This is a genomic window from Caballeronia sp. LZ033, from assembly GCF_031451265.1.
GTDB lineage: Bacteria > Pseudomonadota > Gammaproteobacteria > Burkholderiales > Burkholderiaceae > Caballeronia.
Genome location: NZ_JARUXQ010000001.1, coordinates 1,860,481 through 1,879,865 on the forward strand (window position 1 = coordinate 1,860,481; position 19,385 = coordinate 1,879,865).

The 19,385-nt window shown below is 65.2% G+C and carries 20 protein-coding genes; 9 read left to right on the top strand and 11 right to left on the bottom strand.

All coding sequences use genetic code 11. The features are described 5' to 3' along the window. Positions 1-86: 86 nt before the first annotated feature. Positions 87-656, top strand: coding sequence for a helix-hairpin-helix domain-containing protein (locus QCE62_RS08665; RefSeq protein WP_309916632.1), 570 nt, complete (start codon positions 87-89; stop codon positions 654-656). 180 nt (positions 657-836) lie between these two features. Further along, positions 837-1,313 (top strand): YidB family protein, encoded by a 477-nt coding sequence (locus QCE62_RS08670; protein WP_309916635.1) that lies wholly within the window; start codon positions 837-839, stop codon positions 1,311-1,313. Between the two features lie 33 nt (positions 1,314-1,346). Here QCE62_RS08670 and QCE62_RS08675 read toward each other — a convergent pair whose 3' ends face one another. From QCE62_RS08675 to QCE62_RS08690, 4 genes are all read right to left on the bottom strand, one after another. Next, positions 1,347-2,705 (bottom strand): HipA domain-containing protein, encoded by a 1,359-nt coding sequence (locus QCE62_RS08675; RefSeq protein WP_309916638.1) that lies wholly within the window; start codon positions 2,703-2,705, stop codon positions 1,347-1,349. Beyond that, a complete protein-coding gene (locus QCE62_RS08680; RefSeq protein WP_309916641.1) occupies positions 2,695-3,000 on the bottom strand; it encodes a helix-turn-helix domain-containing protein in 306 nt (101 codons plus the stop codon). The genes QCE62_RS08675 and QCE62_RS08680 overlap by 11 nt, the downstream gene beginning before the upstream one ends. 214 nt (positions 3,001-3,214) lie before the next feature. Next, a complete protein-coding gene (gene clpB / locus QCE62_RS08685; RefSeq protein ID WP_309916643.1) occupies positions 3,215-5,812 on the bottom strand; it encodes an ATP-dependent chaperone ClpB in 2,598 nt (865 codons plus the stop codon). A 143-nt stretch (positions 5,813-5,955) separates the two neighbouring features. Further along, positions 5,956-6,471 (bottom strand): Rrf2 family transcriptional regulator, encoded by a 516-nt coding sequence (locus tag QCE62_RS08690; protein ID WP_309916646.1) that lies wholly within the window; start codon positions 6,469-6,471, stop codon positions 5,956-5,958. 303 nt (positions 6,472-6,774) lie between these two features. Between QCE62_RS08690 and QCE62_RS08695 the strand changes: the two genes are divergently transcribed. Continuing rightward, positions 6,775-7,344: a group III truncated hemoglobin gene (locus QCE62_RS08695; RefSeq protein WP_309916648.1), complete on the top strand. Its 570-nt coding sequence runs from the start codon at positions 6,775-6,777 to the stop codon at positions 7,342-7,344. Between the two features lie 15 nt (positions 7,345-7,359). On the opposite strand, the gene moaE is transcribed toward QCE62_RS08695, so the two are convergent. The 3 genes from moaE to glp are packed head-to-tail and all read right to left on the bottom strand — an operon-like array spanning position 7,360 to position 9,345. Continuing rightward, positions 7,360-7,824: a molybdopterin synthase catalytic subunit MoaE gene (moaE, locus tag QCE62_RS08700; protein WP_309916652.1), complete on the bottom strand. Its 465-nt coding sequence runs from the start codon at positions 7,822-7,824 to the stop codon at positions 7,360-7,362. A gap of 1 nt (position 7,825) precedes the next feature. Beyond that, on the bottom strand, positions 7,826-8,083 hold the full coding sequence (gene moaD / locus QCE62_RS08705; RefSeq protein ID WP_309808528.1) for a molybdopterin converting factor subunit 1: 258 nt from the start codon (positions 8,081-8,083) through the stop codon (positions 7,826-7,828). A 14-nt stretch (positions 8,084-8,097) separates the two neighbouring features. Further along, the gene (glp, locus tag QCE62_RS08710; RefSeq protein WP_404987356.1) at positions 8,098-9,345 is read right to left on the bottom strand and encodes a gephyrin-like molybdotransferase Glp; all 1,248 of its coding nucleotides are present in this window, start codon (positions 9,343-9,345) and stop codon (positions 8,098-8,100) included. 283 nt (positions 9,346-9,628) lie between these two features. On the opposite strand from glp, the gene QCE62_RS08715 reads away from it, so the two are divergent. The 6 genes from QCE62_RS08715 (at position 9,629) to QCE62_RS08740 (ending at position 14,776) form a co-directional block, all read left to right on the top strand. After that, positions 9,629-10,174 (top strand): NUDIX hydrolase, encoded by a 546-nt coding sequence (locus QCE62_RS08715; protein ID WP_309808529.1) that lies wholly within the window; start codon positions 9,629-9,631, stop codon positions 10,172-10,174. Between the two features lie 50 nt (positions 10,175-10,224). Next, positions 10,225-10,956: a leucyl/phenylalanyl-tRNA--protein transferase gene (aat, locus tag QCE62_RS08720; protein ID WP_309916659.1), complete on the top strand. Its 732-nt coding sequence runs from the start codon at positions 10,225-10,227 to the stop codon at positions 10,954-10,956. 147 nt (positions 10,957-11,103) lie between these two features. Further along, positions 11,104-11,931: an arginyltransferase gene (locus QCE62_RS08725; RefSeq protein WP_309808531.1), complete on the top strand. Its 828-nt coding sequence runs from the start codon at positions 11,104-11,106 to the stop codon at positions 11,929-11,931. Between the two features lie 78 nt (positions 11,932-12,009). Further along, a complete protein-coding gene (locus QCE62_RS08730; protein WP_309916662.1) occupies positions 12,010-13,032 on the top strand; it encodes a quinone-dependent dihydroorotate dehydrogenase in 1,023 nt (340 codons plus the stop codon). A gap of 125 nt (positions 13,033-13,157) precedes the next feature. Continuing rightward, entirely contained in the window at positions 13,158-13,958 is an 801-nt protein-coding gene (locus tag QCE62_RS08735) for a cystine ABC transporter substrate-binding protein (protein WP_309916666.1), read from the top strand. Between the two features lie 158 nt (positions 13,959-14,116). Further along, positions 14,117-14,776, top strand: a complete 660-nt coding sequence (locus QCE62_RS08740) for an amino acid ABC transporter permease (RefSeq protein WP_309808535.1) — start codon at positions 14,117-14,119, stop codon at positions 14,774-14,776. Between the two features lie 18 nt (positions 14,777-14,794). On the opposite strand, the gene QCE62_RS08745 is transcribed toward QCE62_RS08740, so the two are convergent. From QCE62_RS08745 to QCE62_RS08760, 4 genes are all read right to left on the bottom strand, one after another. After that, positions 14,795-15,784 (bottom strand): Gfo/Idh/MocA family oxidoreductase, encoded by a 990-nt coding sequence (locus QCE62_RS08745; protein ID WP_309919736.1) that lies wholly within the window; start codon positions 15,782-15,784, stop codon positions 14,795-14,797. A 161-nt stretch (positions 15,785-15,945) separates the two neighbouring features. Further along, positions 15,946-16,707 (bottom strand): FCD domain-containing protein, encoded by a 762-nt coding sequence (locus tag QCE62_RS08750; protein ID WP_309916668.1) that lies wholly within the window; start codon positions 16,705-16,707, stop codon positions 15,946-15,948. 504 nt (positions 16,708-17,211) lie between these two features. Next, positions 17,212-18,363, bottom strand: coding sequence for a glycosyltransferase family 4 protein (locus QCE62_RS08755; RefSeq protein ID WP_309916671.1), 1,152 nt, complete (start codon positions 18,361-18,363; stop codon positions 17,212-17,214). Positions 18,364-18,586: 223 nt separating this feature from the next. After that, on the bottom strand, positions 18,587-19,123 hold the full coding sequence (locus tag QCE62_RS08760) for a GNAT family N-acetyltransferase (RefSeq protein WP_309808539.1): 537 nt from the start codon (positions 19,121-19,123) through the stop codon (positions 18,587-18,589). Positions 19,124-19,385: the final 262 nt, after the last annotated feature.

Sequence of the window (19,385 nt, forward strand, 5' to 3'; positions counted from 1 at the left end):
GATTTGCCCTATTCTTAACGGCATCCTCTTCTCCGGCCCGGACCTATCGATTCGTCATCTGTTTCTCTCAAGCCTGGAGTGCCGTCATGCTGAAAAAGCTGCTGATGTTGTGCTTTGCGTTCATGCTGTCGATCGGAGCGGCCTTCGCCGCAGTCGACGTCAATACCGCCGATCAGGCCGCGCTGGAATCGGTGAAAGGACTCGGGCCGGTGAAGTCGAAGGCGATCGTCGATGAACGCACCAAGAACGGTCCCTTCAAGGACGCCGACGATCTCGCGACGCGCGTCAAGGGGCTCGGCACCAAGTCGGTGGCCAATCTCGAGCAGAATGGCCTGACGATCGGCGGATCCTCGCTTCCGCCGTCCGGCAAGACTGCCAGGCCGACCACGACCCAGGGCGGCAGCGCCGCGCCGAACTCGACGGTGAAGTCCTCGACGGCGGCCACCGCCGCAACCTCGCCCGCCGCGACCACCGCGCAGACGCCGGCCGCCGCGCCTGCTTCGGGCACGAAGGCATCGAAGAAGTCGAAGAAGGACAGCGCAGCGGCGGCAGCGGCGGCATCGGGTCCGGCCATGGCGGCCAGCGAAGCGAAACCCGCCAAAGCGAAACGCAGCAAGAAGGACAAGGCCGCCAGCGCCGCGGCTGCCAGTCAGTAAGAGTAAGGTCGTGCCGGGAACCTTGGCGAAGGCAGTCTGCCTCTGTCCATGTAGCCCGGGTGATCGTCGTCGCGCGGCCCGGAAGGACAGGGGCCGCCGCCCGCGCCGCCGCGGACCCGTTTCTTTCGGGACACGGCGGCACGGTCGAATCCCTCCCTCAACCCCTTCAGTGAGACCGTCATGAGCCTGTTCGATATCCTCGCCTCCTCCCTCGGCAATTCAGCGCAACCGAACGGTCAACCCGGCCAACCTGGCCAACCCGGCCAGACTGGACAAGCCGCGCTGATCGCGGCGGCCCTCGAATTCGTCAACAGCCAGCCGGGCGGCATCATGGGGCTGATTCAGCGCTTCCACGAGCACGGTGCGGGCGATATCGTCCAGTCGTGGATCGGCACCGGCGAAAATCAGCCGATCAGCCCCGACACGCTCAACAACGTGCTGGGCCACGACAATGTCGGCGCGCTGGCGCAGAAGGCCGGCGTGTCCGGCGATCAGCTCTCGGGCATGCTGGCGGCCGTGCTGCCGCATGTCGTCGATCGCGCAACGCCGAACGGCGAAGTGCCTCCCGAAGGCAAGCTGGACCTGACCGGCGTGCTCGGCTCGCTCGGCGGGCTGGCAGGCCTGTTCGGCAAGAGCGAAGAACCGAAGCAAGGCTGAAGCGGGCCTGCTTCGCGCCGTCCGCGCATGGCTTCAGCGCGCGGACAGCCTGCGCGTCATGTCCGCGATGATCGTATGGCGGATCACGCGCAGACAGGTCAATTCTCCGCCGAGCGTCGCGGCCAGCGCTGGCCGTTCGGCCAGCAGCGCCGCGTTTTCCTGCTCGACGCGCGCGTACAGCCCAGCGGCGGCGCTGGTTATGGCGTTCGTCAGCGCGTCCAGCAAGCGCTGGGCGGTCTTGCCCGCGATGCCCAACACCTCGCCCGCCCGCAACAGCAGCGCGCGATCAAAATCCTCGTAGTGACGCGCGCCGAGTATGTCCCAGGCAAACGTGGCGCGCTTCGGCCAGTCGGTCTTCTGATAGGACGGCGTGGCATACGCTGCGACGCTCAGCAAGTCGTAGAACGGCGCAAGCTGGATGCCCTCGCTCGACACGAGGAAGCTCAGGTTCTTCAAATGCGCGTCCGAATTGCCGACCAGCACGTTGAACACCAGCCATGAAAACAAGCGGGTCCGCGCCGCCGCCTGGTTGCGGCAACGCGCGGCGAGCGTCGCGAGCTGCTCGACGCTGCCCTGCTCGTACTTGAAGGTGCGCGCGAGATCGAGCAACTGGCATGCGTCGATGCTATGCAGCCGGCGCCATGCGCCCGCGCGTGACTCGCGGTCGAAGCGGTCGATCAGATACACGGGCGACGGCACATAGCGCCGGTGGACCTTCGGTACGCCGAGCCGAAGCATGTCGGCGAGCGTCATCACGAACCATTCGTTGATGACCGAATGGGGATAATCATCGGCATCCTGATGATTCGGCTTCAGGATGTGCGTCGACGGCGTGCTTCCGGCGGGTTCATGCAGCGCGCCGTCGCGCAGCATGACGGCCAGCTTGTGCTGCGCACCCGCGAGCGACATGCGCTTGATGGCGCCATGCGTAAGCGGCACGCGCGGCAAGGCGTCGATGCGGGCCTGAAGGGCTGCGTCGGGCAGCGGGCGCGCCGTTGCCTCGCTCGTCTCGCGCGCGCCCGGAGGCATGAGCGTGACCGACCCCGCCGATTCCGCGCCATAGTGCGCAAGCAGTGCGAACGCGTCGGCTTCGTTGCGGATCGAGGCGTCGCGTGCCAGCAGCGTACGCTGACCTTCCTCCGGCAGCAGATTGTCAAAGTACCACTGCACCGCGCGGCGCGTGCTGCCGTCGCGCAGCGTCTTGGCCTGCAACGGCAGCGCCGGACTCAACGGATAACTCCCCACATGGTCGCGCCATGAAGGCAGATAGGTGAACGACCAGATGTCGTCGTCGGCATTGAGCAGGCCGACTTCCATGTCATTGATGCTCGCGATCAGGCTGCGGCGGGTTTCGGACGGCGCGTTATCCGGCGCTTCGGCTTCAGGACTCATCGTTGTCCTCGCGCGCGCGCCGCCGTTGTTCACGTCCATGGCGTTTGATCGCTTCGCCGGCAAACAGCGCGCCGGCTTCGTCGGGGATATCGACCGTCAGGCGCACGCCCAGGCCTTCCAGCACCTGGAACAGCTTGCCCCATTGCACGCTTTCGGCGCCGCTCTCGATCTTGCCGAGAAAGCTCTCGCTCACGCCGATGCTGCCGGCAGCGTCATCCTGACGCAGCCGCTGGGCCTTGCGGGCCGACCGCACCGCCACGCCGATGTCATGTGGATTTCGGATCTCGATCTTCATAAAAATCCTTTCGATCGACGAGATTATACTGGCAAACGCCTGGTCTTCTCGAAAATCCAGTCGATCGACGAGATTTCATGATTTTTGCATTCCCTATGACGAAAATCCTTTCGATCACATGGATTTAAGCCGAAATAAAAAAGGCAACGAACTGCTTCGTTGCCTTTTTTCTTCGTTTCGCAGGGACCGTCCCGCAAGACGGTCCCGCCTGTCGTCAGTGAATCACGCGGTCGAACACGAACTTGCCCTCGCGCACATCCACCGGAATGACGTCCTTTGGACCGAAACGTCCGGCGAGGATAAGCTTGGCGACCGGATTCTCGATCTCCTGCTGGATGGCGCGCTTCAACGGCCGTGCGCCGAACAGCGGGTCGTAGCCCACCTTGCCGATCTGCTCGAGCGCCACATCGGACACTTCCAGCTGCATGTCCAGCTTCGCAAGACGCTCCTGCAAGCGCTGCAACTGAATCTTCGCAATCGATTCGATGTTGCTGCGATCGAGCGCATGGAACACGACGACGTCGTCGATCCGGTTCAGGAACTCCGGCCGGAAGTGCAGCTTCACTTCTTCCCAGACGGCGTCCTTCACCTTCTCCTGCGGCTCGCCGACCATGCCCTGGATGACTTGTGAACCGAGGTTCGAGGTCATCACGATCACCGTGTTCTTGAAGTCGACGGTGCGGCCCTGGCCGTCGGTCATGCGGCCATCGTCGAGCACCTGGAGCAGCACGTTGAAGACGTCCGGGTGCGCCTTCTCGATTTCATCGAGCAGGATCACGCTGTACGGCTTGCGACGCACGGCTTCGGTCAGGTAACCGCCTTCCTCGTAACCGACGTATCCCGGCGGCGCGCCGATCAGCCGCGCGACGCTGTGCTTCTCCATGAACTCGCTCATGTCGATGCGGATCAGATGGTCTTCCGAATCGAACAGGAACGACGCGAGCGCCTTGCACAGTTCAGTCTTGCCGACGCCCGTCGGCCCGAGGAACAGGAACGACCCATACGGCCGGTTCGGATCCGAGAGCCCCGCGCGCGAGCGGCGAATGGCGTCCGCCACCGCGCCGATGGCCTCGTCCTGGCCGATCACGCGTTCATGCAGCTTGGACTCGATCTGCAAGAGCTTCTCGCGTTCGCCCTGCATCATGCGCGCCACCGGAATGCCGGTGGAACGCGACACGACTTCCGCGATTTCCTCCGCGCCGACCTGCGTGCGCAGCAGGCGCGGCCGGGTCGGATTGTTCTGCTCCTGCGACTCGGCTTGCGTCACCTGCTTGAGCCGCGCCTCGAGTTCCGGCAGCTTGCCGTATTGCAGCTCGGCGACCTTCTCCAGCTTGCCTTCGCGCTGCAGACGGGTGATGTCGGCGCGCACCTTCTCGATCTCTTCCTTCAGTTGCGCGCTGCCCTGCACCGCGGCCTTTTCCGCCGTCCAGATTTCCTCGAGGTCCGAATACTCGCGGTTGAGCCGCTCGATTTCTTCCTCGATCAGTTGCAGGCGCTTCTGTGACGCTTCGTCCTTCTCCTTCTTCACCGCTTCACGTTCGATCTTCAACTGGATGAGACGACGGTCCAGCTTGTCCATCTCTTCGGGCTTCGAATCGATTTCCATCTTGATGCGGGACGCGGCCTCGTCGATCAGGTCGATGGCCTTGTCCGGCAGGAAGCGGTCAGTGATATAGCGATGCGACAGCTCCGCCGCCGCGACGATGGCCGGGTCGGTGATTTCCACGCCGTGATGCAGTTCGTACTTCTCCTGCAGCCCGCGCAGGATGGCGATGGTCGCCTCCACCGACGGTTCGTCGACGAGCACCTTCTGGAAACGACGCTCCAGCGCCGCGTCCTTCTCGATGTACTTGCGGTATTCGTCGAGCGTCGTGGCGCCGATGCAATGCAGTTCGCCGCGCGACAAGGCCGGCTTCAGCATGTTGCCCGCATCCATGGCGCCTTCGGCCTTGCCGGCGCCGACCATGGTGTGGATTTCATCGATGAAGACGATGGTCTGGCCTTCGTCTTTCGCGATGTCGTTGAGCACGGACTTGAGACGTTCCTCGAACTCGCCGCGATACTTCGCGCCGGCGAGCAGCGCCGCCATGTCGAGCGACAGCACGCGCTTGCCCTTGAGCGTCTCCGGCACTTCGCCATTGACGATGCGCTGCGCCAGCCCTTCCACGATGGCCGTCTTGCCGACGCCCGGCTCGCCGATCAGCACCGGGTTGTTCTTGGTGCGGCGCTGGAGGATCTGGATGGAGCGGCGGATTTCGTCGTCGCGGCCGATGACCGGATCCAGCTTGCCCGCACGGGCGCGTTCCGTCAGGTCGACGGTGTATTTCTTGAGCGCCTCGCGCTGGCTTTCGGCGTCCTGGCTGTCGACCTGCGCGCCGCCGCGCACCGCGTTGATCGCCGCTTCGAGCGCCCGGCGCGTGAGGCCGTGCTGTTTCGCGAGGCGGCCCGCTTCGCCACGGTCGTCCGCGACGGCGATCAGGAACATCTCGCTCGCGATATACGTGTCGTTGAGCTTCTGCGCTTCCTTGTCGGCGGTGTTGAGCAGGCCGGCCAGGTCGCGGCTCACTTGCACGTTGCCGTCGGTGCCCTGCACCTGCGGAAGGCGCGTAATGGCGTCATTGAGGGCGGTCTGCAGCGCTTGCACCTGCACGCCCGCGTGCGACAGCAACGAACGCGCGGAACCGTCCTGCTGCGCGAGCAATGCCGACAGCAGATGAACCGGCTCGATGTACTGGTTGTCGTGGCCGACCGCCAGGCTTTGCGCGTCCGAGAGCGCTTCCTGGAATTTGGTGGTGAGTTTGTCGATTCTCATTGGGTTGAAGCTCCGATTCTGAATACTTCCAAAATGAGGCGCTTCGGGCCGGTTTCAAGCACGAATTCGCTCGTTGACGGCGTTTTTTTGTGTTTTCTACGATCGACGGCGGGCCCGCTCGCAATGAGAGAAGACTGCGGCGTTCAGGTTTCATTCAGCGAAGAATCGCGAATCGGAATGAATTCACCCGCCGGCAAGGGCGCCAGATTCGGAATGTTCAGCAGCCGCGCGAGTTCGTTGGACGGATGGGCGAGTTCGCCGATCGTGTGCTTGTCCAGTTCGGCGAGGAAAGCGTCGCGAGCGGCCGCGAATACACCCTGCAAACGACAGTGCGACTGGATCACGCAGCCCTTATGACCCGTCTGGCCTTCGTCCGCCGGTCCGAAGCAGCCGACGATCGCAAAGTCATTCTCCGTCTTGCGCACGATCTCGCCCACCGTCAGCGCGCCCGAGTGTTCCGCCAGCCGCAGCCCGCCGTTGCGGCCTCGTACCGTTTCCACCCAGCCCAGTTCGCCCAGTTGCTGGACGATCTTCATCAGATGGTTTTTAGAGATGCCGTAGGCGTCGGAGATTTCCTGGATCGTCGAGAGACCGGCGGGACGGACGGACAGATACAGCAGGACTCGCAATGCATAATCGGTGTAATCGGTCAGTCGCATGTTCGCGCGAAGTGGGTGGCGCCCAAGGGCGCGTCGGTTGTTCGAGGCCACGCTTGGCCGGAAGTCCGCATGAGGACAAGGGCGATGCCTTGCAGCAAGGTTTTGGGCCTTAATATCGGCACGCGGCGCCCAGATGGGCCGAGCCTGGCAAGAGTGACGCAAAAGCACGCCAAACAAACACCAGGCATGCAATTCGGACACTTTCGGATGCACGAAACCGTCAAGACGAAAGCGTCATTCTGCTTCATCTTGAAATAGTTCGTCAGAAAATTCTCTTTACCGAACCAATCGACCCATCCCACGATGGAACCGCTGCCCACATCACCAATGACCGATTTCCCGACTCCCGCACAAACCGTCCCGCGCGAACGCGAGCCCAGTGCAGACAATGTGCGCGCCCTCGTGGAGGCGTTTTATCGCCGCGTCGACGACGATCCACTGCTCGGCCCGATCTTCTCGAACGCGCTCGAAGGCCGCTGGGACGAACATCTCAGCAAGATGACGAGTTTCTGGTCGAGCCTCGTGCTCGGCACGAAGGACTATCGCGGCAACGTGCAGGAGGCGCACCGGCCGCTCGACGGCATCGAGCCGCGTCATTTCGCGCGCTGGCTGTCGCTCTTCCTGAACACGGTCGAGGCGCGCTACGAACCCGGCGCCGCCGTGCAGTTCATGGAACCGGCGCTGCGCATCGCGCAGAGCCTGCAATTGAGCAAGTTCGGCTGGGACTATCAGGTTCCTGCCGAGCAGCAGGATTTGCTCGCGGCGCTCAAACGGCGACGCAGCGGCGACCAACCGGAGCCGCGTTTCCCCGAGCGTCCCGGCGCCGAGGCGTTTCCGGCGCGCTTCGTCGGCAAGCCCGTGGACCGCTCCTGACGCCCCTCGGTCCGCTCAGGTCTGCCAGCGGGTGAGCGCGCGATCGTCGGACTCGCGTGCATCCACCCAGCGCTCGCCGGCTTCAGTCTTTTCCTTCTTCCAGAACGGCGCTTGCGTCTTCAGATAGTCCATCACGAACGCGCACGATTCGAACGCGTCCGCCCGATGCATCGCGGTGGTCGCGACGAGCACGATCTGATCGAGCGGCTTCAGCTTTCCCACGCGGTGCACGATCAGCACGTCCGAACCCTGCCAGCGCTCGCGCGCCTGGGCCGCGATGGCTTCCAGCGACTTCTCCGTCATGCCGGGATAGTGTTCGAGCTCCATGGTTTCGACGACGCTGCCTTCGTTCAGGTCGCGCACCGTGCCGACGAAGCAGGCGACCGCGCCCACCTTGGGATTGTCGGCACGCAGGGCGGCCACTTCGGCGCTGATGTCGAAATCGCCTTCCTGTATGCGGATTCGAGAGGTGCTCGTCATGTCAGCCGCCCGTGACCGGGGGAAAGAACGCCACCTCGCAGCCTTCGGTGATGCGCTGCGACGGATCCGTCATCACGTGATTGCATGCCATGCGCAACGCGCGGCCCTCGGCCAGCGTGTCCGCCCACGCGCCGCCGCGCAAACGCAGCCAGGTGCGCACGTCGCCGACATTGACCACGGATTCCGGCACCGTCACCGTTTCGTTGGCGACGCCCAGCGCCTCGCGCACACTCGCAAAAAATCTCAGTTCGACTTTCATGTCCAGCCTGATCCTTACCGCATGAGTTCTGAAAACGGGATGAAGCGCACGCTCTCGCCGGCGCGGATGGCGTGGTCCGGCGGGTTGTCGATGAGGCCGTCGCCCCAGACGGTCGAGGTCAGCACGGCCGAGCTCTGATTGGGAAAGAGATCGAGGCCGCCCGCTTCGTTCACGCGCGCGCGCAAAAATTCGTTACGGCGATCGCCCTTCTTCTGGCTGAAGTCGGCGCGCATCGAATAGACCCGCGGCGCGACGTCGGTCACCCCCGCGAGCCGCAGCAGGAACGGACGCACGAACAGCAGGAAGGTGCAGAAACTCGACACCGGATTGCCCGGCAAACCGATAAAAAACGCTTCGCCGCCGCGCTCCGCCGCGGCGCCTTCGCGCCGCACCGCGCCGAAGGCGAGCGGCTTGCCCGGCTTCATGGCGATCTGCCACATCGAGATATGGCCTTCAGCCTCGACCGCGGGTTTCACATGATCCTCCTCGCCGACCGACACGCCGCCGCACGTCAGGATGAGATCGTGACCGGCGGCCGCGCGCCGCAGCGTCTCGCGCGTGGTGTCGAGCTGGTCCGCGACGATGCCGAAATCGGTCACTTCGCAGCCCAGCCGGCCGAGCAGCGCGCGCAGCGTGAAGCGATTCGAGTTGTAGATCGCGCCGGGTTCGAGCGGTTCGCCGGGCATGCGCAGTTCGTCGCCGGTGAAGAAGATCGCGACACGCACCGGCCGCACCACGTCCAGTTGCGCGCAGCCCACCGACGCAGCCAGACCGAGCGCCTGCGGCGTCAGGCGCGTGCCCGCCCGCAGGATGACCGAGCCGCGCTCGATATCGGCGCCCTGCCGCGTGATCCATTCGCCCGCCTTCGGCGTCTGCGTGAAAGTGGCGCGGCTGCCGGTTCCGGTCTGCGTCGCCTGCACCATCTCCTGCATCACGATGGCGTCCGCGCCGGGCGGCACCGTCGCGCCCGTGAAAATGCGCGCCGCGGTGCCCGCCGCGAGCGGCTCGGCGGCCTGTCCCGCCGGAAGGCGCTGCGAGACCTCGAGCGTCACGGGCGCGCCGTCGGCCGCGCGGGCGAGGTCGGCGGCGCGGACCGCGTAGCCGTCCATCGAACTGGTGTGCATCGGCGGGACGTCGAGCGGCGAGATCACATCGGCCGCGAGCACGCGATGGGCGGCGTCGAGCGTATCGATCCGTTCATGGCCGTCCACGCGGCGCGCGGCATCGAGCAGGCGGCCGAGTGCGGCGGCGGTGGCGAGCATCGGAGGACGGGATGAAGCGGCAGGCGTGGATGACATGGAGATCGCTCCGGGCGCGCGACGCCCGCGTGAAGGTCGGGCGGCCGGCGCCCGCATGGATGAATGGATGAGTGGAAGCACTGATTCTGGTCAACTATTGTAACGACAAGCCCGGCCACCCGGCAGGCGCAAGCGCTTCCGCATCAAGCCTGCCGGGCCGATGCCGCACTCGCGCGCCGCCGCGACCCGTGCCTTGAACGCCCCGGTGCGGTGATACACTCGCACCACACTTTCCACCGCCATTTCCATGAAATTCTGCTCCGTCTGCGGCCACGAAGTCGGCCTCGCCATTCCGCCCGGCGACAACCGCGAGCGTTACGTCTGCGAGCACTGCGGCACGATTCACTATCAGAACCCGCGCAACGTCGTGGGCACGGTGCCGGTGTGGGACGACAAGGTGCTGCTGTGCCGCCGCGCGATCGAACCGCGCTACGGTTACTGGACGCTGCCGGCCGGCTTCATGGAGATGGAAGAGACGACGAGCGAAGGCGCGTCGCGCGAAACGCTGGAGGAAGCCGGCGCGCGCGTCGAGATCCAGAGCCTGTTCTCGCTGCTCAACGTGCCGCACGTGCATCAGGTGCATCTGTTCTATCTCGCGCGCCTGCTCGACCTGGACCTCGACCCCGGCGAAGAAAGCCTGGAAGTGAAACTGTTCGCGGAGAGCGAGATTCCCTGGGACGAGATCGCTTTTCCGACTGTCGGCCAGACGCTGCGTTTCTTCTTCGCCGACCGCGCCGCCGGCAATTTCACGCTGCATACCGGCGACATCTTCCGCACGCTGCGCGACGGCTGATCTTCACTTCATAGCGACCTCGCTCCCGCCCGCCGCCTCCTTTCGAGAACATGGTTCCCTGGCTCGTTGACGACGATCCCTTTCCGCCTGTCGAACGTGCGCTCGGCGCGTCGAGCGGCGCGCCCGGCTTGCTTGCCGCAAGCGCGGACCTGCTGCCGTCGCGGCTGATCGATGCCTATGGACGCGGTATCTTCCCGTGGTATTCGGATGGCCAGCCGGTGCTGTGGTGGAGCCCCGATCCGCGCATGGTGCTGTATCCGGCGGAGTTCAAGGTGTCGGATTCGCTGCGCAAGACGCTCAAGCGCGTGCTCCGCGATCCGCTCTGGGAAGTGCGCGTGGACCACGATTTCGCCGCGGTGATGCGCGCCTGCGCCGACACGCCCCGCGACGGCCAGCGCGGCACCTGGATCACCAGCGATATCGTGGATGCCTACACGACGCTGCACCGCGCGGGCAGCGCGCACAGCATCGAAACCTGGCACGACGGCGTGCGCGTGGGCGGGCTTTACGGGGTGTCGTTCGGGCGCATGTTCTTCGGCGAATCAATGTTCGCGCACCGTACCGATGCCTCGAAAATCGCGCTTGCGGCACTCGTCGGACACTTGCGTCGTCACCAGATTGTGATGATAGACTGCCAGCAGAACACGTCGCATCTGGCGTCGCTCGGGGGCCGTGAGATTGCCCGCCGTGCGTTCGTCACGCATCTGAGGCGCGCGGCGGCGGAACCGGCCATCGGCTGGCGCTTCGACAAATCCGTCTTGCTCGAAGTGCTGGCACGCTGAATGCCTCCAGCGTGATGACCCGGTCATGCCTGGGTTTTTCCTTGAGCAATCACCGAAACGCAATCACCGAAACGCCGTCACCGCACGCGCGCCGCAGCGCGCGTAACGGCTGGCCAAGACGAGACGACGCCTGCGAGAGCCGCTAACGTGACACATCCGAACGAGCTGCCGCTGTCACCGCTTTCCGCGCTGCAATTCTATGCAACAGCGCCTTACCCGTGCAGTTATCTGGACGGGCGCGTCGCACGCTCGCAGGTCGCCACGCCGAGCCATCTCATCAACTCCGACGTCTACACCGAACTCGTCAAGGCCGGCTTCCGGCGCTCCGGCGTGTTCACCTATCGTCCTTATTGCGACGGCTGCCGCGCCTGCGTGCCGGTGCGCGTGCCGGTCGCGCGCTTCGTGCCGAACCGGGCGCAGAAACGCGTATGGAAGCTGCACGGCAACCTGATTGCGAGCGTCGCGCCGCTGCACTACGACGAGGAACATTACGCGCTCTACATGCGCTATCAATCGGCGCGGCATGCCGGCGGCGGCATGGACCGCGACAGCCGTGACCAGTACGAGCAGTTCCTGCTGCAAAGCCGGATCAATTCGCGCCTGGTCGAATTCCGCGAGCCGGCGCATCCGGGCCATCCCGACGAACCCGGCGAGCTGCGCATGATCAGCATGATCGACATCCTCGGCGACGGGCTCTCGTCCGTGTACACCTTCTTCGAGCCGGACCAGCCGAAGACCAGCTACGGCACCTTCAACATCCTGTGGCAGATCGAGCAGGCGCGCAGCCTCGACCTGCCGCACGTCTATCTCGGCTACTGGATCCGCGAAAGCGAGAAGATGGCCTACAAGGCCAATTTCCGCCCGCTCGAAGGCCTGATCGACGGCGCCTGGAGCCTGCTCGATCCGCTCAACACGCAGTCCGCCGGCACCTTGCCGATGCCCGGGCGCATCCACGCTCCGGGGCAGCCCCGCTAGGCGTTGAAAAAAACCACCGGAAGAAGCCGCTAAAATAGCGGCCTCAAACAATAATTCGCCCTCGCCGGCGTTCCTTTCGTGTTCAGTTCCCTTTATCCGCTCGCGCGTTCGCATCTGTTCAAGATGGACGCGGAAGACGCACATCACCTGACCCTGCGCATGCTGGGCGCGGCCGGCCGCACCGGCCTCGCCAGCGTACTCGCCACCCGTGGCGCCGATTCGCCCCGCACCGTCATGGGCATCACGTTCCGCAATCCGGTCGGGCTCGCGGCCGGCCTCGACAAGGACGGCGCCTGCATCGACGGGCTCGCCGCGCTCGGCTTCGGCTTCATCGAAGTGGGCACCGTGACGCCGCGCGCGCAGCCCGGCAATCCGCGTCCGCGCATCTTCCGCCTGCCGGAAGCCGGTGCGCTCATCAACCGGATGGGCTTCAACAACGGCGGCGTCGACCAGTTCGTCGCCAACGTGCAGGCCGCGCGCTATCGCGGCGTGCTGGGTCTCAACATCGGCAAGAACGCCGATACGCCCATCGAGCGCGCCGCCGACGACTATCTCTACTGCCTCGAACGCGTGTATCCGTTCGCGAGCTACGTGACCATCAACATCTCCTCGCCGAACACGAAGAACCTGCGTCAGCTGCAAGGCGCGGGCGAACTCGATGCCCTGCTCGGCGCGCTCAAGGACAAGCAGCAGCGCCTGTCCGACCTGCACGGCAAGCTCGTGCCGCTCGCGCTGAAGATCGCGCCCGATCTCGACGACGAACAGATCCAGTCGATCGCGGGCACGTTGCTGGCTCACGGGATCGACGGCGTGATCGCCACCAACACCACGCTGTCGCGCACCGCCGTCACCGGCATGCCCAACGGCGAAGAAGCCGGCGGCCTGTCCGGACGGCCGGTTTTCGACGCATCCAACGAAGTGATCCGCAAGCTGCGTGCGGAAGTCGGCACGGAGGTGCCGATCATCGGCGTAGGCGGGATTTTCTCGGGCGCGGATGCACGCGCCAAACTCGCCGCGGGCGCGTCGCTCGTGCAGGTCTATACCGGGCTCATCTATCGCGGCCCGGCGCTCGTCAAGGAATGCGTCGAAGCCCTCGCGTGAGGAATATAGAAATGAACAAACGATCTGACACGGCGATTGCATTTTCACTATGATCGCCGCACTTGTCGTTGCATGAAGGGAGGGGCTCGACGCCCTCGCCCTGGCCACCAGAGGAGAACAACACAATGAAACTGTCCACGCTCAGGAAACTCGTTGCCGCCAGCCTGATCGGCGCGGCCTTCACCGCCGTCACCAGCGCCGCGCACGCGGAAGACCTGCTCGATCAGGTCAAGCAGCGCGGCACGCTGCGCATCGGCCTGGAAGGCACCTTCCCGCCGTTCAACTCGAAGGCGACCAACGGCGAACTGGTCGGTTACGACGTCGACATCGCCAAGGCCGTCGCCGCCAAGCTCGGCGTCAAGCCGGAATTCGTCACGACCGAATGGAGCGGCATCATCGCCGGCCTGCAGGCGGGCAAGTTCGACGTGATCGTGAACCAGGTTGGCATCACCGATGCGCGCAAGCAGACGCTCGATTTCTCGCCGGCCTACACGTATTCGAACGCGCAGCTGATCCAGCGCAACGACGACAAGCGCGAGTTCAAGTCGCTCGATGAACTGAAGGGCAAGAAGCTCGGCGTCGGTCTCGGCACGAACTACATGGACATGGCGAAGTCGGTGCCGGGCATCGACGTGAAGACCTATCCGGGCGCGCCCGAGTATCTGCGCGACCTCGCCGCCGGCCGCCTCGACGCCGCGCTGAACGACCGCCTGATGCTCGCCTACCTGCTGAAGAACTCGCAGTTGCCGCTGCGCACCGGCGCGAATGTGGGCCCGGGCAATCCGTCGGGCATTCCGTTCAAGAAGGGCAATCCGAAGTTCGCCAAGGCGATCGACGACGCGATGACCCAGCTCGAAGCCGACGGCACCTTCACGAAGATCTCGGACAAGTGGTTCGGCATCGACGTGACGAAACCGGCCAGGTAAGCCGCATTTTGCAGGGGCGCTTGAGGGCGGCATCGGCGACGGTGCCGCCCTTGCCTTTTGCCGCGACGGTTTAAGATGGGCCCTTCGTGCGCGCCGCCAAGGCCGGTTGCGCTCGAACGCGATGCCAGTTGCACCCTTTCCTCACTGCATTCCCGTTCATGTCCACGACTTCCCTGCTCGTCCAATCGGCGCCCGTCCTGGCGCAAGGCGCGGTACTGACGATCAAGTTCGCGCTCTACTCGATGTTCTTCGGCCTCATCGCGGCCGTCGTGCTGGCGTTGATGGGCATCAGCACCAACCGCACGCTGGTCGCGCTCGGGCGATGCTATGTGAGCGTCATGCGCGGCACGCCGCTGCTCGTGCAGATCTTCGTGATCTATTACGGCCTGCCGAGCCTCGGCATCTCGCTCGAGCCGACGCCCGCCGGCGTGATCGCGCTGTCGGCGAACGTGGCCGCGTATCTGTCGGAAAGCATGCGCGGCGCGATCCTCGGGATCAACAGCGGCCAGTGGCTGGCTGCTTATAGCCTCGGCTTGTCGCGCACGCAGACGCTGCGCTTCGTGATCGGGCCGCAGGCGCTGCGCATCGCGGTGCCGAGCCTGTCGAACAGCCTGATCAGCCTCATCAAGGACACGTCGCTGGTGTCGGTCATCACCGTGACCGAACTCCTGCGCAGCGCCCAGGAAGTGATCGCGGCGACCTACCAGCCGCTGCCGCTCTATCTCGCGGCCGCCTTCGTCTACTGGGTGCTGTGCAGCGTGCTGGAATTCGTGCAGCGGCGCTTCGAGCGGCGTCTCGCGCTGCCCGGGCGTCATTGAACGCGCACGCCGCCGGTTTCAGTCGGTTTCGAAGGGAAAGCGCAGGTTCAGGTCGCGCCGCGCGGCATCGATGATGGCGATCATGCGCATCGAGGTCGCGTGGGACATGATCGGGCTTTCGGTTGCGCCTGCGCGCAGCAGCTCGCAGAAATGGGCGGTTTCGTAGTTGAGGCCGCCACCGCTGAAGGGCTCGTCCAGCTCGACCTTGCGGCCATCCGTGTAGGCGATGGTCGCGCGCACCGGATTCCACCAGTTTTCATGGATGGTCACGGTGCCGCGCGTGCCGCCGATCAGCGCATCGCCGCGGCCTTGCAGATCCAGACCGCAGAACAGCTGCGCGATGCCGCGCTCGTGGCGCACGTTCAGGCTCGCGAAGACATCGACGCCCGTCTCCCCCAGCCGGCCGATGGTCTGCACGTCGAGTGCCTCGCCGAGCCAGTCGACCGCGAGAAATGCCTCGTAGACGCCGATATCCAGCAGCGCGCCGCCGCCTGCCTCGAGCGAGAACGACGGATGATCGGACGGCACGTTGGCGATCGAGCAGCCCGCGCGCACCAGCCCGATCTCGCCGATGCCGTCCGCCTGCAAGTGCGCGCGCAGGCGCTGATAGAGCGGATAGAACGGCGGCTTCATCGCTTCCATGAAGAGCAGCTTCGTGGCGCGGGCCGCGTCGATCATCTGCTGCAGCGCGCGCGCATTCACGGCAGCGGGCTTCTCGCACAGCACCGGCTTGCCCGCCGCGAAGGCGCGCAACGCATAGTGCGGATGGCTGTCCTGCAGCGTCGCGATGTAGAGCGCGTCGATGTTGTCGAGCAGCGCGTCGAAGCTTTCGCGGGCCTGTGCGCCGCAGCGGCCGGCGAGCGCACGCGCCGGCTCCTCGCGGCGCGACCAGACGCCCGCGAGACGCGCGCCCGGCACGTGCGCGAGACTGTCGGCGAAGCGCTGCGCAATGCGTCCTGCGCCGACGATGCCCCAGCGCACCTCGCGCGTGCCGCTGTCGATAGTGATCTCCGGCAAAACTCCCTCCTTGTGCGATGTTCGTCGTGCGACGCAGTGTGCCTGATTGCATGGCATGGCGATTTCACGAAAGGCGCAGACGACAAAAAGCCGGGACGTGTCCCGGCTCTCTGCTCGGCGAGCGCTTTGCTCAGGCGCTGTCTATCGACCCTTCACGCCGCCCCGGCCGACGCATTCACGTTCGGCGTGGCGGGCGCGGGCTGGCTGTTGACGCGCTCCAGCGAGAACGCACGGCCCACTTCCTCGGCCGCCAGGTCCACCAGCGCTCGCGTCGCGGCCTCGGCGGCGCCCGGATCCTTCGCCTCGATCGCCTCGACCACGCTGCGCTGCGCGGCGAGCGTCGCTTCGCGCACGGACTCGATACCGTCGACGATCGGGTTCACCGTCACGAGCGCGCCGCGCACGATGGCCGTCATCTGGCGGAAGAACTGGTTGCCGCTCGCGGCCACGATGCGCGTGTGCAGCACCTCGTCGGCCGCCTGGTACTCAGGCTCGCCGACCTGCATGCCCGACAGCGCATCGAAGGCATCGCGGATGCCCGCGATCTCGTCGGGCGTCGCGCGCGCCGCCGCCAGCGCCGCTGCGCGCGGCTCGATCAGCATCCGGAATTCGATTACATCGCGCAGAAAGGTTTGATCCGGCTTCGCGCGAAAGCGCCAGCTGACCACGTCCTCATCGATCAGGCGCCAGTCGCTCATTGGACGGATGCGCGTGCCCGTCTTGGGCCGCACATCCAGCATATGCCGCGCCAGCAGCATCGAGAGCGCCTCTCGCATGACGGTGCGGCTGACGTCGAACTCTTTCGAGAGGATGTCTTGCGGCGGCAATATCGCGCCGTATTTCTGCTCGACGATCCCGGAGACGAGTCCGTCCATCACCTTTGCCACCAGCGATCGCTCTTTGTTTTCATCCATCTCGCTTCTCCCCTTCTCGCCTGATCCGTAGCCGTGTGTGTGGGCGCATCACTTTCGCTTTCCCCGGACTGCGAAAGGCACGACGAACGACCCTCAGTCAATTCGTCATGCTTGATACGTTGCGTCTTCGTTGCTTCGAATGCCAGTTAGGAAATTCCTGACAGGGTAATCCCTTTGGCTTCGACGTCGACGTTGGTGTGTCGTTCTTACCGCTTCACGCCGCCGTGGCACGTGTCCGTCCTGCGCTTGCGCCGCGCGCGCGCCGGCATTCGTCAGGGAAACTGAAGAATGGCGGCGTCGCAGCGCGGCGCAAGCGGTCGATCTGGCGGCCCGGACGACGGTCGGACCGTTCATGCACTCATTTGAGCAAGCATCTCGTAGGCTTTCTGTGCGAACGCGAACGCTCCTCTGTTGGCATGTGTCTTTTGTATGATCCGCCGCTTGCGCCAGGCGGATGTTCAGCCGGTGTTTTGTGCCGCTTTTGCCGATTCGCCGGGTTTCCGCTCATACGGCGCCATCGGGTGCGCGAGCGCGGCGCGCGTCCATCGCGCCCTGGCGGCGGCGCAGCGATTCGCGCTCAGCGAGCGTGTGCTGATAGATCGCCATGTATTCGCCGCTCACCCGTTCCACCGAAAGCTGCTGCAGGTTTTGCCGCGCGCGCGCCGCGTACTGGCCGCGCGCCTGGCCGTCGATCAGCAGCCAGTGCAGCTTCGCCGCCGCCTGTGCGGGCTCGCCCGGCGGCACCAGCACGCCCGCGGCGCCGCCGTCCAGCATTTCCGGAATGCCGCCCACGCGGGTCGCGACGATCGCGCAGCCGGCCTCGCGCGCCTCGGCGATCACCAGCGGCGACGGATCCTGATGCGACAGCAGCGCGAACACGTCGGCGCTGGCGAGATACGGCCGCGCATCGGCGACGAAGCCCGTGAAATGCACCGCTTCCGCGATGCCGAGCTCGGCCGCGAGCGCTTCCATGGAGCCGCGATCGGGACCGTCGCCGACGAGGTAGAGATGCGGCTCCGGCAGGAATTCGGTCTGGCCGGCGGCCTGCTCATGCACATGCGCAAATGCCTGCAGCAGATCCGCGATGCCCTTGCGCCGATACATCCCGGCCACGCACACGATGTTCGGGTGCCGCAACCTCACCGGCCGGGCGGCGGGCCGCAGGACGAGGCGCGGCGCGCCGACCGCGCCGTTGAGGACGATCGACAGGCGTCCGGCGCCGATGCCGCGCGCCTCGAGATCGTCCGCCACGGCCTGGCTGACGGCGACCATGCGATCGCCGGCACGGACCAGCGCTGCGCTCTTCTGCAACTCGTGATGCACCGTGGTGACGAGCGCGAAGCGCCGCCGCATGCTGCCGAAGCGCGAGATGAGCGCGCCGGTCATCATGTGCGCGTGCACGATGTCCGGATCGAAGCGGTCGATGAGGCGATTGAAGCCCGCGATCATCGACGGCACGCGCCAGGGCTGGCGCGACTGCTGCAAGGGAATGTGCGTGATGCCGTGGCGCCGCAACAGCGGCTCGAATCCGCCTCCCGACGATGCCACCACGACCTCCTGGCCCATGCGCGCCTGCACGCAGGCAAGGTCGACCATCATGTTGACGGTGCCGTTGCCTATCGTCTGCGCATGGTTGGCGAGATGGACTATTCGCATGAAAGTGTCGTTTGCACGCGCGCCGGCTTGCGCCGGCGGCGTTGTTCTTATTGTGGTCGAGGCGTGTTTCGGAGCGGCGCTTGCCGCCCTGTGTGGTTGTTCTTGCCTCGATGCCCGACAGGCTCTCGCCCGTGATGCCGCCGGTGTTTCGGCCATGCCGTGCGCTTGCCCGGCGGCCGCTGCCCTTACTTACCTATGTTGCTGAACCTTTCCTTGCGGACTGCTACAGCAATTCGAACGTGCTCGTGTAGTCGACGGGCCCCGCGAACTGCACGCGGGACGGGCTCGCCGTTTCGCGCGACTGCCGGCTCTTGCGCGTGAGACCGATGAACGGCATGCCGTGTTCGAGGAACGGTCCTTCGGTCTTGCGAAAGCCGAAGGCTTCATAGAAGCCGCGCAGACTCACCGGCGCCGTCAGGCGCACGCCGCGGCCCGGCCAGCGTTCGGCGGCCACGGCCAGCACGCGCTCGATCAGCGCATGCGCGGTGCCGTCGCCGCGGCGCAGCGGGCTCGTCAGGATCTTGTCGACCACGACTTCAGGTTCTTCCGCATCGCCTCCGTGAATGCGCGCATAGGCGAGCACCGGCATCGAGCGGCTCATGTCTTCCGCCGCGAACACATGCAGGCCGGTTTCATCGCGTCCATCGGGATCAAGATGCACATGCGACTGTTCGACGACGAACACCGCACTGCGCGCGCGCAAAATCAAATAAAGCTCACGCGCAGTGAGTTGTTCGAAATCCAGCGTTTTCCAGTTCATTGATTATCTCCAGGCGAGACCGGGATTAACCGGCGTTGCGACGATTCAACCTTACGTCCCGGCCCCTCGTGGCACAGTGCGCCATCGCACCGACCCGAAACGCCGCGCCGCTTCAAATAGGGCCGACCACACGCAAAAGAGGCGTCCGGGGAAACAAAGACGCCAGCTCGACCAACATGGCCTCACGCGACTGTCCTTCATCGGTCAGCCGCGTGCGCGCGCATGCGTCGATAGCACTCGCGTCATCCGGCACCTTCATGGG